15 protein-coding genes are annotated in these 15864 nt (G+C 44.8%); 9 read left to right on the top strand and 6 right to left on the bottom strand.

Annotated elements, in window-relative coordinates; all coding sequences use genetic code 11:
- Positions 1–55: 55 nt before the first annotated feature.
- The 3 genes from ELS82_RS02570 to ELS82_RS02560 are packed head-to-tail and all read right to left on the bottom strand — an operon-like array spanning position 56 to position 3325.
- Positions 56–961 (bottom strand): L,D-transpeptidase family protein, encoded by a 906-nt coding sequence (locus tag ELS82_RS02570; RefSeq protein WP_134834096.1) that lies wholly within the window; start codon positions 959–961, stop codon positions 56–58.
- Positions 951–2378: a deoxyribodipyrimidine photo-lyase gene (gene phrB / locus ELS82_RS02565; RefSeq protein WP_134834095.1), complete on the bottom strand. Its 1428-nt coding sequence runs from the start codon at positions 2376–2378 to the stop codon at positions 951–953. Before phrB ends, ELS82_RS02570 begins: the two co-directional genes overlap by 11 nt.
- Positions 2375–3325 (bottom strand): YbgA family protein, encoded by a 951-nt coding sequence (locus ELS82_RS02560; RefSeq protein ID WP_134834094.1) that lies wholly within the window; start codon positions 3323–3325, stop codon positions 2375–2377. Before ELS82_RS02560 ends, phrB begins: the two co-directional genes overlap by 4 nt.
- Before the next feature lie 330 nt (positions 3326–3655).
- Here ELS82_RS02560 and deoD point away from each other — a divergent pair, with 330 nt between their 5' ends.
- The 4 genes from deoD to ELS82_RS02540 all read left to right on the top strand — a co-directional run bounded on the left by deoD (position 3656) and on the right by ELS82_RS02540 (position 9070).
- A complete protein-coding gene (gene deoD / locus ELS82_RS02555; RefSeq protein WP_134834093.1) occupies positions 3656–4366 on the top strand; it encodes a purine-nucleoside phosphorylase in 711 nt (236 codons plus the stop codon).
- Between the two features lie 59 nt (positions 4367–4425).
- Complete coding sequence (locus ELS82_RS02550; protein ID WP_134834092.1) at positions 4426–5895, top strand: IS1 family transposase; 1470 nt, start codon at positions 4426–4428, stop codon at positions 5893–5895.
- A 126-nt stretch (positions 5896–6021) separates the two neighbouring features.
- Positions 6022–7509, top strand: a complete 1488-nt coding sequence (locus tag ELS82_RS02545; RefSeq protein WP_134834091.1) for a tetratricopeptide repeat protein — start codon at positions 6022–6024, stop codon at positions 7507–7509.
- A complete protein-coding gene (locus ELS82_RS02540; protein ID WP_134834090.1) occupies positions 7490–9070 on the top strand; it encodes a diguanylate cyclase in 1581 nt (526 codons plus the stop codon). The genes ELS82_RS02545 and ELS82_RS02540 overlap by 20 nt, the downstream gene beginning before the upstream one ends.
- A 15-nt stretch (positions 9071–9085) precedes the next feature.
- Here the strand turns inward: ELS82_RS02540 and ELS82_RS02535 are convergent, their stop codons facing one another.
- Positions 9086–9970, bottom strand: a complete 885-nt coding sequence (locus ELS82_RS02535; protein ID WP_134834089.1) for a DMT family transporter — start codon at positions 9968–9970, stop codon at positions 9086–9088.
- 141 nt (positions 9971–10111) lie between these two features.
- Between ELS82_RS02535 and ELS82_RS02530 the strand changes: the two genes are divergently transcribed.
- The 5 genes from ELS82_RS02530 (at position 10112) to ELS82_RS02510 (ending at position 15018) form a co-directional block, all read left to right on the top strand.
- Positions 10112–10498 (top strand): DUF3302 domain-containing protein, encoded by a 387-nt coding sequence (locus tag ELS82_RS02530; protein ID WP_004412285.1) that lies wholly within the window; start codon positions 10112–10114, stop codon positions 10496–10498.
- On the top strand, positions 10498–11628 hold the full coding sequence (locus ELS82_RS02525) for an HlyD family secretion protein (protein ID WP_134834088.1): 1131 nt from the start codon (positions 10498–10500) through the stop codon (positions 11626–11628). Before ELS82_RS02530 ends, ELS82_RS02525 begins: the two co-directional genes overlap by 1 nt.
- Positions 11629–11938: 310 nt before the next feature.
- Positions 11939–12487 (top strand): ECF-type riboflavin transporter substrate-binding protein, encoded by a 549-nt coding sequence (locus ELS82_RS02520; RefSeq protein ID WP_134834087.1) that lies wholly within the window; start codon positions 11939–11941, stop codon positions 12485–12487.
- A gap of 6 nt (positions 12488–12493) precedes the next feature.
- Positions 12494–14182: an ABC transporter ATP-binding protein gene (locus ELS82_RS02515; RefSeq protein WP_134834086.1), complete on the top strand. Its 1689-nt coding sequence runs from the start codon at positions 12494–12496 to the stop codon at positions 14180–14182.
- The gene (locus ELS82_RS02510) at positions 14179–15018 is read left to right on the top strand and encodes an energy-coupling factor transporter transmembrane component T family protein (RefSeq protein ID WP_134834085.1); all 840 of its coding nucleotides are present in this window, start codon (positions 14179–14181) and stop codon (positions 15016–15018) included. The genes ELS82_RS02515 and ELS82_RS02510 overlap by 4 nt, the downstream gene beginning before the upstream one ends.
- 31 nt (positions 15019–15049) lie before the next feature.
- Here the strand turns inward: ELS82_RS02510 and ELS82_RS02505 are convergent, their stop codons facing one another.
- Both ELS82_RS02505 and ELS82_RS02500 read right to left on the bottom strand, forming a co-directional pair.
- Entirely contained in the window at positions 15050–15397 is a 348-nt protein-coding gene (locus ELS82_RS02505; protein WP_134834084.1) for a GlpM family protein, read from the bottom strand.
- A 10-nt stretch (positions 15398–15407) separates the two neighbouring features.
- Positions 15408–15764 carry an acyl-CoA synthetase gene (locus ELS82_RS02500; protein ID WP_134834083.1) on the bottom strand — a complete coding sequence of 119 codons (357 nt, stop codon included), beginning with the start codon at positions 15762–15764 and terminating at the stop codon, positions 15408–15410.
- Positions 15765–15864: the final 100 nt, after the last annotated feature.

Genomic DNA, 15864 nt, shown 5'->3' with positions numbered 1-15864 from the left:
TTTCTTAAAAAAAGGGGCCAATCGGCCCCTTTTTTTATTTCATACTATTTAGCTGTTAGTTAATAAAGCTTGGTGCAACTACTTCAATTGGAACACCATTTTGAGCCAGAATCGCAGCTCGAACTTTAACATCAGAATGATCAAACTCTTCCAACCACCAAGTCAACTCTTGAGGCACTACAAGTTGCTGCTTGATACCATCACTGCGCGTCAATGGTTCATGAGCTTCTAAAAATACACTGCGGTCCGGTTCTAGCGCGACTTTTATAGGTTCATTAATCACTCGAACCTTTTCCCCTAGTTTTACCTGAGGAAACAACCATTCAATATCTTTAGGATCCATTCGAATACAACCAGAACTCACACGAAGACCAATACCGAAGTCCTTGTTCGTTCCATGGATTAAGTAGTCACCAGCTCCGTAAGAGAGTCGCAATGCGTACTCACCAAGTGGGTTCTCTGGTCCAGCAGGAACAACCGCTGGTAACTCAATCCCCTTAGCTAAATACTCTTTACGAATAGAGGCAGGTGGCGTCCACGTCGGATTAGGTCGCTTTTGACTGATAGTCGTCTTCATCTCAGGCGTATCACGACCAACACGACCGATACCTACTGGAAAAATATGTACCTTATTGATGTCTGGCTCGAAGTAATAAAGTCTCAGTTCCGCTAGGTTGATCACAATCCCCTCGCGTTCAACCTTAGGCAGAATGATCTGAGTCGGGATGGTAAGGACATAGTCAACTTGAGGCAAAAATGGGTCGACGCCTTTATTCGCCGCCATTAATGACAAGAATCCGACATCATACTTCTTAGCAATGTTCGCCAAGGTATCGCCTTCTTGCACTTGGTGATATTGAGTTCGGCCAACAATACTGCTTCCTTCAGTTGGCAATTCATAAGTGGCAGCAAACGCTGACGAACTTAAGCAGGCGAGAAGCGCGACTAATTTACGCACCATCCATATTTTCCTTAGCATCTTTGTAAAGTGCTAAGGTTATCTCTCTTTCGGCCCTATGATCAACTATTGGCGATGGATATGACAATGATTTAGCGTTCGGCCAACACCAAGGCCGATGTATATACTGCTGTGGAACAGCTTCAAGCTCAGGAACCCAGCGGCGAATAAAGCGCGCATCTGAGTCAAACTTTTCACTCTGAGTAGTTGGATTAAATATCCTAAAGTACGGCTGACCATCGCACCCGGTCGATGCACACCACTGCCAGCCACCATTGTTTGCCGCGTAATCCCCGTCCACCAGCTTAGAGATAAAGTAGCGCTCACCTATCCTCCAGTCGATATGCAAATCTTTAATGAGGAAGCTTGCTACGATCATTCTTAAACGGTTATGCATCCAACCAGTATGATTTAGTTGCCGCATCGCAGCGTCGATGATTGGGTATCCTGTTTGACCGCTTTTCCACGCCTCAATAAACGCGCTGACATCGTGCCAATGGAGCTTGTCACCCCACTGGGTAAAGCTATGCCCTTTGGAGAGTTTAGGTTCAAAGTGAAGCAAATGCTGGTAAAACTCTCTCCAGACGAGCTCACTTAACCACACCTCTCTTCCACCAGCGATAGGCAAAGTACGGTTATACAGCAATCTCGCCAAACATTGCCTTATCGACAAAGCGCCAATGGATAAATAAGGAGAAAGCTCACTCGTACCTTCAATGGCAGGAAAGTCACGTTGCCGATCATAACCATCAACATTGTTCGCTTCAAAATCACGTAACTTTTGAATAATTGTCTGAGTTTCAGCTAGATAATGAGAGCTGTCTGTTCTTGGATAGCTGAAATCACATTGAGCATCAAAGAATGTTACCGTTTTGCTCGACAGCTGAGCGCGAGCTTCTACCTTGGGCACTTTTCTTACGATAGGTGGTGCTTGAAAAAGGCGCGCCACATAAGCTCGCTTAAACGGGGTAAAAACTTTGTAGTAGTCACCTTGCTTGTTGACAATAGTACCCGGAGGCAGCAAGCACTTATCATCAAACCCGACGCAATCTATTTCCATTTGCTGCAAGTATTCACAGAGAAGCTTGTCTCGCTCAATCTCATCGAGCTCATACTGCTTGTTGAAGTAGATAGCAGAAGCCTTACTTTCTAATGCCAGATCAGCCATTGCCTTAGCAGCTTGATGATAGGTATCTACCTCTAGGTAATAAAGAGGGATATTTTTCTCTGATAGCTCATTTTGTAAAGCCGTTAAGCGTCTAAAGATAAGGTCGGCTTGTATTGGCGCCATTCCGTGGCGTTGCCATGTTTTCGGTGTCGCAGTATAGACAGCAGCGACACTTTCCCCAGATAAGCTCGCTTCTACCAATGCAGTGTTGTCATCAACTCGTAGGTCTCGACGTAACCAAACTATTTTCACAAGCTATACCTTAATCGCATCTCTTGTGGGTAAGGTTCCAAATAGGCTTGCTGCAGGAGATATTCATCCGGGTGAGCAGACAAATAATGCTTAATTAGCGTTAAAGGGGCGAGCAACGGCAGCAACCCAACTCGATATTCATCAATAACCTGACGTAATTCCTGTTTCTGAGGCTTGTTGAGATTGCGTTTAAAGTAGCCTTGAAGATGCATCAGCACGTTGGTGTTATTTTTACGACTGGCACGATTGGCCATCGCTGTCATTAATCCCTCTCTGTAAAGTTGGAAAAACTCATTAACATCATAATCTTTAATATTTGCGACTAAGTTTCCCAACTGCTTATAGGAAGCTGGGTGATGGGCCATCAAAGTCAGCTTGTATCTTGAATGAAAAGCGACAATCTTGCCTCGGGTTACTTCTTCACCCATCGAGTTATAAAAATCGTCAAGGGTATAAACACGGGTAATAAAGTTTTCTTTCAGTACTGGATCGTTTAGTCGTCCATCCTCTTCAACGGGCAGCCATGGCATCGATTTCATCAATTGCTTAGTGAAAAGTCCTACACCATCGTTTTCCGCACCTTGTTTCTTGTACACCTTAACCCGTTCCATCCCGCAAGTAGGCGATTTAGCACAGACGATGTAACCTCGGAGATGTTCACGCTCTAGCTGTGCCACTTTATTTTCACAGTAGCTCTCCATCTGATGAGTATGATCTTGAGATGGATCTTTTGTTTCAACCAATGAGATCCTCTCCTCGTTAGAAATGAGACGAATGGTTGGTCTAGGAACTGGCATTCCTGCTCCCACTTCAGGGCAAACAGGTAAAAACTCAAAATATGGGGCGAGCTCTTTGGTGACAAACTTACTGACTTTATGTCCCGCATCGAATCTGACTTTCTCACCCAATACGCAAGCACTGATGCCCACTTTAATCACTTTTTGCATATCACAACCTTAAATGCTCTTCGCATACCGTTCAAAAGCTCTAAAATTTGCCGCTTATTCGGACAAAATTCTTTAATTTATTCGCTGTTTATATACGTAGCTCGACCAGTTTTGGTTCACTTCAAATAGCAAACGTTTTTGCAAATCGATTGCTCTTTTACTTTCAACACATTTAGTTATTAACTAGCAACAACCGCTTCCAATACTGCTCTTTTGTGACATACTTCTCATGGAGCACCGTCATATAAAGCTAGTATTGCCTCAACAGATTTTGAGAATCAACATATTTAGTAATCAGCATTGATTGACTAATAAACCGGAGTAAAAACTATGGCAACCCCACACATTAATGCACAACCAGGTGATTTCGCTGAAACAGTTCTAATGCCAGGTGACCCACTACGTGCTAAATACATCGCGGAAACTTTCCTTGAAGATGTAAAGCAGGTATGTGACGTTCGCAACATGTTCGGCTACACAGGTACTTACAAAGGTAAAAAAGTGTCTGTAATGGGCCACGGTATGGGTATTCCATCATGTTGTATCTACGTACACGAGTTAATCGCTGAGTACGGTGTGAAGAACGTAATCCGTGTAGGTAGCTGTGGTGCAGTACGTGACGACGTTAAACTAATGGACGTTGTTATCGGTATGGGCGCTTCAACTGACTCTAAAGTTAACCGCATCCGTTTCAATAACCACGACTTTGCAGCAATCGCTGATTACGGTCTACTAGAAGAAGCGGTAAACCAAGCTCGTGCTCAAGAAGTTCCAGTAAAAGTGGGTAACGTATTCTCTGCAGATCTTTTCTACACTCCTGAAGCAGACATCTTCGAGAAGATGGAAAAACTAGGCATCCTAGGTGTAGATATGGAAGCGGCTGGTATCTACGGCGTAGCTGCAGACCTAGGTGCTAAAGCACTAACGATTCTAACAGTATCTGACCACATCATCCGTGGTGAGAAGCTAAGTTCAGAAGAGCGTCAGAAGTCATTCAACGACATGATGAAAGTTGCTCTAGAAACTGCAATTAACATTTAATTTATTCATTTCGCCACCAGGCTTAGCTTGGTGGCCCGAATAATCCCGAGGGGGAGATAGTGACAACTGGCAAACTGCCACAGGAAGCAGACGGTTTACAGCTCAACTTTTGTAAAACATTGGCGTGTGACAACTTTGGATTGAGTGATGCACATCGTTACGTTGTGCAGCATGCGAACCCTAAACGACCTGCGATGGTATGTCGGGAGTGTGGTGCTTTCCCCCCCTTACTTAACAATCAAGAAGTTCTCAATGAACTTCATCGATTGAGACACCTGCATAGCGATGGCCTACCTGCCTGTCGTAATGACGACTGCAGTAATTTTGGTCTATCTGTTCATACCCATAAACATCTCTATCATGCTTTTGGCTATAGCGGCGATCGTCAACGTTATCGCTGTAAATGCTGCCAATCTACCTTCGTAGACAAATGGTCAGGAGCCAATAAGAAACTTCAATTTCAAGAAAACCTCCTTGGTTTGCTTTTTATGGGCTATTCTGTCCGAGAAATTTGCCGAAAACTAGAAATCAACCCAAAGACGTTTTACGATCATGTCGACCACATCGCTAGCCGATGCCGACGAAAACTGGCCATGTTTGATGCTCGCTGGGTCAATCATGCCGCAAGCTATGAGCTCGCCTCACACTACGTTTCCTTGCAACCGAAAAGTAACAATGGTGTTCTTTGGATTGCTACCGGTGAAGCACACAGTGGCTATATTTTGTGTCAACACGTCAACTACTCATCCAATGAAGAACCTATGGGTGAAGTTGATCATGACCCATACAAATACCCGGCAAGATTTGTGTCACGAGAGCATTCCTCTGAAGCGAACATGCCTGCACCGACACCGTCTCCTGTACTTCGTGAGCGCATTGATCAACAGTATCAAACCATCCTCGCTCGTGGGAATGTTGAAGACCCAATGGGCAACCTAACTGTCTTCAACTACCCAACCAAAGGGGCTTTGATTCGACCACCGTACACCTCATACGCGCACTTCCTGCATGTCCTTGACCTATGCCAAGAAGAGCGCCGAGTTTCTATCTATTTACCGCAAGATCCGGTCTTACGCTCTGCAGCACTAAGTATTTGCCTGCCTCGCATTCAGCGTCAAAATATCGACCTAATGTATGTAGAAGAAGATAATGGTTGGAGTTCAGAGTTCAATATCGACAAAATCGATATCGTTCACATGGGCTGGTGGCGCGATCGTTGGGCCATCTCCTCTGGCATTAATGGTTCTAAGGGTATCTGTTATCTAGCGGGCGATAGAAACCAACCGAAACACTGGCTGCGTAACGCTTCAATCCGTCGTACAGAGTTTTATCAAAACCGTTTTCAGACCCTATTTGAAAGCTTCATCAACGAGCCTAGACGTAAACTTCGTCCAGGTGGCTTGCTCCCAATGCTAGATATCTTTAGAGCTTGGCACAATTTGTGCTATCAAGATAAGAATGGCAAGACAGCGGCCCAAGCCTTAGAGTTGACTCAATCACCTTTAACCTTGCGTGAGTTACTGTCATAACAGTTAGTAATGTGACGGATACCTTTAAACGGTCGCCGTTTTATTACTTTTTATAGTGTTCGTCTGCACTCTATTCATATAATGCCATAATGTAAGATGAACTATACGCGGTAAAGGATTGATTCATTGGATAAAAGCCAGCGACTTTTAGAAGTCGAGATTGAACAGCTTAAGGATAAGATAGAATCCGAGCCCGAAAAGGTCTGGGCGATAGCTGAACAGTGCGCTGCGCGCTCAGCGCAAATCCTATACCCTGAAGGTGAGATTCAGTCTTTGATCATCATGTCTCGCTGCGCATGGTGTAGTATGGACTACCGCAAAGGCCTTAAATTCATCAAAGAAGCGCACAGTAAACTCAGTGCCTTAGATACCGACGATCTACTTCCTGAAATTCTCCATATCCATGCGCTCCATTACTGGGGTCAAGCCAAGTACTACTCCGCTCAGCAATACTGGATTAACGCTCTAGAACAATCTGCATTAGTTGACGAAGTTGAAGTGCAACTTGAGGCATTAATTGGCCTTGGTAACGTATGGAGAATTACTCACGAATACCAGCTTGCAAAATCCACTCATGAGCTAGCAGTTAAAGTCGCCAACAACGCCCGCATTCAATGGCTAGAAGGCAAAGCGCGAATTTTGCTGGCTTGGGACCTGTACCTACTCAATAACTTCGTCGAGATGCTGTCCGTGTTAGATGGCGCAACCGAAGCACTCAGACACCATAACGATAATACCTGGTTGGCTGAAGTCTGGGACTTCCGCGGGCTAGCGCTGCTTGGCCTTGAACGTATTGAAGACGCAGAAGAAGCAACCAATAAAGCGCACGAGCTTGCGATCCAACACAACTTAGTGTGGATGAAAACACACTCATTTATCAGTCGCGCTCGGGTCGAACTACTGAGAAAGCGCCCCAACGCTGCTGCTAAACTTCTGATTCAAGCAGAGCAATCTGCGGTGGCCTTTGACAATGGTGAGCTACTCTCGCAAATTTGTTTTCAACAATCGCGAGTAGCAGAAGAATCCGGTAATTTTAAACTTGCCCTTGAAGCTTTCCAAAAATACAGAAAGCACTCTACCACCATGCTTCGTGAACAAACCGCTAGAGTGAGTAACGATAAAGCAAGAGCCTCTAAAAGACAGTTAGAGCAACGAGCCAGAAAATTGATTAATCGAATTCGTGGCCAACACGAGTTCGACCCAGAAAAACAGATGACCCAAATGGTGTCTGAAACCTATTGGTGGGAGCAACTGATCTTATTTAAGACGGAGCTCAAACGTTCAAACCATTCAGTCATCATCATTCAGCACCCTGACTCACAGTACCTCGATGTCTGCGCCGAGCTCACCCACTCCATCTGTAACAAACAAGATATGCTGTCACGCATCAGCAGTGACCGATTAGGCTTGTTGCTCGCAGACAAAGGAGAGGCGGCTCTTAGTGTATTTCAGGTATTGGCCAAGATGATTGAGATTTATCCTTGGCAACGTAAAGGGTTAGAATGCTCGTTACCAAAAGTCATCTACCAAGACATTCTGTCTTTCCCATTTACATTAGAACAACTTGAAGAAAGCCAGAAACAGGAAGAGCAGCATGGAAACGATACTCAATAAGATTTCTGATTCCGGCTTAGACGCTTCTTCTGTTAGTGGCGAAGAAGCACTGATTTTTTGGAATCACGTCCGTCAACACATCGCCTCCACAGGCCAAGAAAAAGCGCAGTGTTTAATCATCAGCGCAGAGTTTCGTTTTGAGCTTAAACAGTATCAAGCCAGTATTGATGAACTAAAAGAAGCGCTTTCCCATTTGTCTTTGCCCGAAGATGCTGAGCTTGTGTTAGAAGTGCGCAACGGATTAGCCGACAAGCTGATTGAAAACGGCGATTACCACGGTGCGCTAAACGAATACATCAGCGCCTCAACCATCGCGGTCGACAATGGTTTTATCGACGAATATGTTTTGGCGGTATTGGGGATGGGTAACTTATGTGATGCCTATGGTGACCACAACCGCGCGCTTCGATACTACCAAAAAATCGACAGTATTGATCATGCGATCGGTAGCCGCTCGCTTAGACTCCGTTACAAGCTGTATATGCTCGCTTGCTATATTGAGCTCAACAGAACGACAGCTGCGACAGACCTTATTAAAGAGTGTGAAGAGCTCAGCATTTTAGTCAGTGACAAGGTGCTGTCTGGCCAAATTCTTCTTTACCAAGCGAAGCTTTATCTACAAAGTGGGCAGACAGACCTTGCCATGCAATGTCTTGGTAATGTGCAATACTCACATGGTAACGTCCACTCAGCTTGGCTGTCGAACTCAATTCGTATTGAGCTAGCAGCGTGTTTAAGTGAACAAAACAAACCACACCTAGCCAACTGGATCCTTGAGTCTACGCACAAGCGCATCAAAGAATACGCTTCTCCTATTTTGTCTTTAAAACTCGCCAACTCACTCGCCAATATTAGTGAGCAAAAAGGTGACTACCAAAGTGCACTCGAACATCAAAAACGCGCTTTTCGAATAGAAAGCGACCTGATGAAAAAGATCCCAATCGGTGAGCTTGGTGCAAGCCAATTAAGGCGCTTATCTCGTTTCGAACTGCAGCTAAAATTGATCTTATCAGAGCAAGAAAACCGTGAACTGAAAGAGACCACAGAAAGCCAAAAGCACACTGTGGCTCAACTTCAACAAGATGTCTTCACCGATCCGCTCACCAGCTTGCATAACCGACGTTGGCTCGATGTGAAGCTTAAAGACTTATTGCTACACGACGTGCCGTTCTCATTGATGGTGGTCGATATTGACCACTTTAAATCAATCAATGATGAACTAAGCCACTTAGTGGGTGATAAAGCGATTGTGAATGTCTCTCATGAACTTGCCGCCTACTTCAAGTTTAGGGGCGCGTCATGTGTCCGATTTGGCGGAGAAGAATTCTTGGTGATCTTAGAACGAGCCACCTTAGAACAAGCAGAAATGCACGCTGAAAACTATCGTGAACGAATCTTCAAATTTGGGTGGCAGAGTATTCTTGGTGAACGCGGCCTTACCGTCAGTATCGGGATCACTTTGCATCGTGAAGGTGAAAACACCCAACGTACCTTCTATCGCGCAGATAAAGCCTTATATCGAGCCAAAGCAAACGGACGTAACCAAGTCTGCACTGAGTAGTAGGGGTTAATCCCCCTACTTCATAAAGAATAGTGATATACCTGCAACAGCCACAATCGTCCCGACAATCCCTCGTTTAGAAATTGGCTCTCCTTTCGCTGCGTAAATAATCAACATAAAGAGTGGGCTAGTGGCGATCAAGCTCTGAGCTACCGCAGGGTTCGCGTATTTTAAAGCGACTTGTTGAAGCCATAAGGCTAAGAATGTGCCGACGAAGATCGCAGCTAACAGCCAGGCAAAGCCATCTTTTCCGAGTTGCAATAGGTTTTCTTTCATCGATTGATAAGGTTTCTTTTCTATCCAACCAATCATCACCATGACAAACACGACGCCCATCGATAAGCGAATCAAGGCTCCCAGTAATGGTGGTAAATCACCAGCCACCAGCGCGTAGTGAGAAATCACCACACCACTGGCCTGACAGACGCTAGCCACGAGGCCAAACCCGACTCCGCGCCAATCCAATGGTGTGCCATCAGAGTGGAACACGGTAAGAGAGACAGCAACCGTGGTGATAATTACGCCTAACCAACCTTGTAATGGCAATACGCTACCCAAAGCCAACAACGCCAATACACCAGAAAGTGGAGGTGCAAGCGATTCTAGAAGTAGCGTTTTATTAGGTCCAATCCGCTTTAGCGAAGCAAAATAGGCACTGTCACCAATAGCGATGCCAATGACGCCAGATACCGCAAGAATCGCAAAGTGATCCGCAGAAATAGCAGGAGCACCTACCATCGAGAATGGGATCACACACATCATCAAAGCTGACGCAACGACGCCTTTTACTATATTTAGCTGAAGTGCACTAAAACGATGGCTGAACTGACTATATATCCAAGTCGCGACGGCCCAAACTAGTGCTGCCCCTACTGCCGCTATTTCTCCCTGAAAAGGCATCTTTTCCCCTATTTCTCTGTTCCATTTTTGCGAGTTCGGTTTTACCGACACCCATCTAATTTGTTGTTTTTATTGCTATACTTTGTTGCAGATAATCAGTACTCTCTATAAATTCCATCTCATTAAGCAAGGATTGTTAATATGTTCTTGGATTATTTCGCACTAGGGCTGCTTGTCTTCGTCGCATTGGTTATTTTTTACGGCATCATCGTCATTCACGATATTCCCTACGAAATTGCTAAAGAGCGAGAGCACCCACATCAAGATGCTATTCACTATGCAGGCTGGGTAAGCCTATTCACCTTACATGCTATTTGGCCGTTTCTATGGATTTGGGCCACTTTATGGCGTAAAGAACGCGGTTGGGGCTTCCAGAAACTCGAAGAAGAGCAGCATGACATCCATCATCGCGTTGATACCCTGATCGATCAAGTCAATAAATTGCAAGAAGAAGTACGTGACCTCAAACAACAGCAACCGACTCAATCGGTGCAGACGTACAGTAAAAGTAATGAGGAGGAGCAATAATGGATTTACTACTCATTCTGACGTATGCCGCGCTGTGTATCACGATTTTTAAAGTCTTCAACATCCCTCTGAATAAGTGGACTGTTCCTACCGCTGTACTTGGTGGCGTTGTTCTGATCGGTACACTTATCTTGCTGATGAACTATAACCACCCATTTACCCAGATTGGCAATCAAGTTTATTCAACGACGCCCGTTGTCTCTGGAGTTAGAGGTCGAGTCATTGACGTCCCTGTCGAAGCAAACAAACCTCTACGCCAAGGTGAAGTACTATTCACAATAGACCCAATCCCTTATGAAGCTGAAGTTGCGAAGAAAAAAGCGCAAATCAAAGAAGCTAGTCAAGGCGCGCTTGGGTTAGAGTCTTCACTACAAGAAGCGATTGCAGCAAAAAACAAAGCCATTGCAGAGCGCGACAAAGCGATGCGCGAGTTTAGCCGTTATCAACGTGGTTACAACAAAGGTGCCTTCACAGCCCAACAACTTGACACCAGACGCCAAGCATACAAAGCGGCAGAGTCTTCTGTTAACGTCGCTACCGCTAAGGTTGAACAAGCAGAGCTCGCTTTAGACTCGGAGATTGGCGGTGAAAACACCACCGTTGCTCGCCTGTTGGAAGAATTACGCCAAGCAGAGTTCGACTTAGAACAAACGGTAGTTAGAGCACCTACTGACGGGTTCGCTACGCAACTTGCACTGCGCCCTGGCGTGATGGCGGTTCCACTACCACTTGCACCCGTGATGACCTTTGTTCATACAGAAGAGGTCTTTTACACTGCGGCATTTAGACAAAACTCTCTGCAGCGCCTTCAACCTGGATTTGAAGCGGAATTTTTGTTTAGAGCACTGCCTGGTAAAGTCTTTAAAGGCGAAGTAGTCGAAATACTACCAGCGATTGGTGAAAGTCAATTCCAAGCTCGTGGCGCATTATTAGGTACTGATGCACTTCGTACTAGCGGCCGTGTATTCGTTAAATTGAAGATAACTGATGACTTAACCGACTATCACCTCCCGCTAGGTACCGCGGTAGAAGTTGCGGTTTACTCTGACAAGTTCACTCACGTTTCGATCATGCGTAAGGTACTGATTCGAATGAAGAGTTGGCAGAACTTCTTATACCTAGATCACTAACGTCACTCTATTGATAGGTAAAGGCACAATGGCGGCCTTTACCTATCCATTCGCCACCAAACAATACCTGTTAAACAGCAACTAACCTCCCCGTTCTGGTATCTCTTCCCTTCGTACAAATTCAACTTTTTGTGCGAAATCGTAGTGTATTTTCAGTTTGACGGTCGTATTTTAGCCATCTAGACAGTTATCTTTCCAAACTTACACTCAGAAGGTATAATCTGCGCCTCATTTTCACAGACGAATAAAATTCAAACAAAAGAAGCGTTTGTGAACCAAGTTCTTTAAAGATTTTGACAAAGGGTTATCTATGAATCTTTCGGCTAAGACCGTCGTTGTGATTGCTATTGGCGCGGCACTTTATGGTATTGGCGGATTACCAATGTTTGGTATTCCCGTCTTCGCCAATACCACACTAAAACCAGCAATGGCAGTATTAGCGCTATTCTCGGTTTTATTTGGTCCATTGGTCGGATTTTTAGTGGGGTTCATTGGTCACTGGGTTACCGATTTATTCGCGGGCTGGGGTGTATGGCTAACTTGGGTACTTGGCTCAGGAATTGTCGGCCTAGTTCTAGGCTTGTTCCCTAAAATGACTCAGAACCGCCTAGCGAAAGGTGCATTTAGCCACAAAGATTTCTCTCTGTTCGTAGTATTAGCTTTAGTGGGCAACATCGTCGGCTATGGCTGCTCTGCCTTCCTAGATACCATTCTTTACGCAGAACCTTTTACCAAAGTCTTTACTCAGCTTTCTATTATCGCTGCTGGTAACACGATGCTAATCGCTGTCGTAGGTTACTTCATCCTAAAATCGGTTGCTAAACGTAACCAACAAAGCCGCAACTTAACTGAGTCTTAATCATCGATGACAATTGAATTTTCTGACTTCTCTTTTAGATATGACTCGCTGGACAAACCAACGCTGAAACATATCAATCTAAGGATAGAGAAAGGAGAGAAAATCGTCATTATCGGTCCAAGTGGTAGCGGGAAGTCTACCCTTGGCCAATGCTTAAACGGTCTTATCCCTCACGCAATCAAGGGGGAGAGCTCCGGACGACTGCTGCTTAGCGGTCAAGACACAAGCTCACTCGATCTACACCAGTACACCGAGCAAATTGGTACTGTGTTACAAGATACAGATAGCCAATTTGTTGGATTAAGTGTTGGTGAAGACATCGCATTTGCACTTGAGAACCAGTTGATGTCCAACATCGATATGTACCCCCTAGTCAAAGCCACGGCTAAGATGGTGGAACTCGAAGATTTACTAACGCGCTCTCCACACGATTTATCTGGTGGACAAAAGCAACGTGTCTCTTTAGCCGGCATTCTGGTTGACGACGTCGATACACTTCTGTTTGATGAACCCTTAGCAGCACTTGACCCTAAAACGGGTCGCAAGACGATCGAGATCATCGATCAGTTACACCAAGAGACGGGTAAAACCATTATTATCATTGAGCACCGCTTAGAGGATGTACTTCATCGCTCTGTCGATCGCGTGATTCTAATGGACCAAGGTTCGATCGTGGCCGATATGACGCCTAACGAACTTTTAGCATCACCGTTATTAGAGAACCACGGAATCCGCGAACCTCTCTATCTCTCAGCTCTTAAATCGGCGCAGTGCCCACTAGATGAACTGTCGCAACGTGATGGATTAGATAAACTCTCGCTTGAGCAATTCCAGACCCATTTTGATCATTGGCATGCAGAGCAGCCTACGCACGCAGAGCATAGCGATACGCTTTTATCCATTGATAACCTGACCTATTCATACGATGGTGAAAAGAATGCATTGGAAGGGGTATCGTTTGGTATTCAGCAAGGTGAGTTTGTTTCAATCTTAGGTAAGAATGGCTCGGGTAAATCGACAATTACCAAGCTGATTATGGGCGTCATTAACCCAGATCAGGGCTCAATTGCTCTCGACGGTCAGGAGCTGTCATCGTTATCGATTTTTGAACGTAGCCAACAGATTGGTGTCGTGATGCAAAACCCGAATCATATGATTTCACATCATATGATATTTGATGAAGTTGCATTTGGTTTACGTAATAAAGGTTTCGATGAGTCTGCAGTTCAACAAAAAGTGACTGAAGTACTAGAACTATGTGGACTGAGTAAATATCGCAACTGGCCAATTGAAGCGCTCAGCTATGGCCAGAAAAAGCGTGTCACTATCGCTTCGATTTTAGTGTTGGAACCTAAGCTGCTGATCCTTGACGAGCCAACCGCTGGGCAGGATTATCGTAACTACACGGCAATGCTGAGTTTTATTAAGAAGCTCAATGAAGAGCTCGGTATCACGGTAATCATCATCTCTCATGATATGCACCTAGTACTTGAATATACCGACCGTTCTATCGTGATATCGGACAGTAAACTCATTGCTGATGCACCAATGACCCAAGTATTCAGTCAGCCAACGCTATTAGAGCAGGCGAATTTAACCACGACCAGTTTGTACGACTTAGCAAAGAGGTTAGGTAAAACGGATATCAATAGCTTTATGCAGTACTTTATTCAACAGGAGCACCATGCAGCATGAATGCCTCTAAGATGAAGTTTGGTATTAGCTACGTTGATACTCAATCACCACTACATGACCTAAACGGTATAACCAAATTCGCGCTGTTTATGGCTTGGGTGACAGTGGTCCTAACGACCTTCGATTTGCGCCTTATCGGCCTGTTGATAATATCGGGACTTATGTTACTCAAAATGACGCGCGTTCCGGTCAAAGTATATAAGCCATTATTGATCGGTACAGGTAGTGTACTACTGCTTAATGCGCTGTTTATGTTCCTGCTTGCCCCTCAGCAAGGCAGTGAATATATCGGTAGTACCACTACCTTGCTCGAACTACCCGGCAGTTACTCTCTGACTCAAGAGACATTGTTCTACTTAGTGACCGTAACGCTGAAGTATTTCAGTATGTTCCCTATTGCCTTGGTGTTTGTATTTACGACTCATCCGACAGAGTTCGCCGCGAGCTTAAACCGAATTGGTGTACCTTACAAAATTGCCTATGCAGTAAGCTTAACGCTGCGCTATCTACCTGAAGTCAAAAATGACTTTGTCAATATTATGCACGCTCAGCAAGCTCGCGGACTCGACATTTCAAAAAATACCCCGCTGATGCAACGCTTGCAAAATGTCGCCAAGATCCTTGGTCCGCTAATTTTCTCAAGCCTAGATAGAGCAGATGAAATTTCAAATGCGATGACATTACGTGGGTTTGGTCGACATAGCAGCCGCACTTGGTATAGCGCCAAGCCACTAGGGCGTAATGACAAGTTGTGCCTAACTGCGATAGCCGTGATTGTCGCGCTGGCAATCGCCAAACGCTGGATAGACACTGAGCTGTTCTGGTATCCATTCTAATAAAAAGCCTAGGTTTGAAACCTAGGCTTTTTTATACCGTTTGCATCATCCTAGTCCAGACTAACAACAAAATCATCGCTGATGAAAGCCAAACCGCGGTCGCCATCGATAGCGTGTTAACCAAGCTAAATCGATAGCTAAAATAGTAAACTGCGAGCAGATATCCCGCATAAGGTAGCAACGAGTAAAGGCCAAACAGTGCAGTCTCTCTCAGTGCCTCCATACTACGCTCCGTCCCTACAACATAATGAGCAATGAGTGCAAAGGTAGGAAATAAAGGTACTAAGCCAGCGATATAGAAGCTTTTACTTTTTGAAAGTAACGCAATCATTAATACCGCAGCTGAGCCCAAAAGACATTTACCAAATAAAGCTAACATCACGCCCTTCTTACGCCAGGTTCAAAAACAGTTCTTCATCCGTCATGTATTTGTGTTTCGCACTTAAATTACGTAAATGCATAAACATAAAATCAGGAAAGCCTGGCGCTAATAGATCATTTGGTTGCCAGACGATGCCTCCAACAAAGACATATCTGCCCTGTTTCTCTTCATTGTGCAGAGTATTGTTAATCTCAGTCGATAGTTCAGGTCTAACCCCCTCTATCACGCAAACAATCTGCCCTCTAGCAACACCAACAACACGTTTAACTAGATTTGCTTTCATTCCACATTTCCAAGCCTGACGCGTAGCTAATTCGAATCCGTGCTTACGCACCCCTTTATGAATATTGACGATGAGGTTCATTGCTACTCACTAATGAAAACAAACTTACCTCTAGGTTAGTAATCCCTATAGAAGATGACGACATCTCCATCTAGCCAAATTCTCACTGGATGAAAAACGA

Source organism: Vibrio ouci (assembly GCF_004551525.1).
Lineage (GTDB): Bacteria > Pseudomonadota > Gammaproteobacteria > Enterobacterales > Vibrionaceae > Vibrio > Vibrio ouci.
Note: the sequence above shows the minus strand (reverse complement) of the source record. Positions and strands in the feature narration are given on the sequence as shown.

Bases quoted from the DNA above. Each gene is read 5' to 3' on its own strand.
- ELS82_RS02570 (WP_134834096.1), bottom strand. From the start codon at position 961: ATGGTGCGTAAATTAGTCGCGCTTCTCGCCTGCTTAAGTTCGTCAGCG.
- ELS82_RS02560 (WP_134834094.1), bottom strand. From the start codon at position 3,325: ATGCAAAAAGTGATTAAAGTGGGCATCAGTGCTTGCGTATTGGGTGAG.
- deoD (WP_134834093.1), top strand. From the start codon at position 3,656: ATGGCAACCCCACACATTAATGCACAACCAGGTGATTTCGCTGAAACA.
- ELS82_RS02540 (WP_134834090.1), top strand. From the start codon at position 7,490: ATGGAAACGATACTCAATAAGATTTCTGATTCCGGCTTAGACGCTTCT.
- ELS82_RS02535 (WP_134834089.1), bottom strand. From the start codon at position 9,970: ATGCCTTTTCAGGGAGAAATAGCGGCAGTAGGGGCAGCACTAGTTTGG.
- ELS82_RS02530 (WP_004412285.1), top strand. From the start codon at position 10,112: ATGTTCTTGGATTATTTCGCACTAGGGCTGCTTGTCTTCGTCGCATTG.
- ELS82_RS02525 (WP_134834088.1), top strand. From the start codon at position 10,498: ATGGATTTACTACTCATTCTGACGTATGCCGCGCTGTGTATCACGATT.
- ELS82_RS02520 (WP_134834087.1), top strand. From the start codon at position 11,939: ATGAATCTTTCGGCTAAGACCGTCGTTGTGATTGCTATTGGCGCGGCA.
- ELS82_RS02515 (WP_134834086.1), top strand. From the start codon at position 12,494: ATGACAATTGAATTTTCTGACTTCTCTTTTAGATATGACTCGCTGGAC.
- ELS82_RS02510 (WP_134834085.1), top strand. From the start codon at position 14,179: ATGAATGCCTCTAAGATGAAGTTTGGTATTAGCTACGTTGATACTCAA.
- ELS82_RS02505 (WP_134834084.1), bottom strand. From the start codon at position 15,397: ATGTTAGCTTTATTTGGTAAATGTCTTTTGGGCTCAGCTGCGGTATTA.
- ELS82_RS02500 (WP_134834083.1), bottom strand. From the start codon at position 15,764: ATGAACCTCATCGTCAATATTCATAAAGGGGTGCGTAAGCACGGATTC.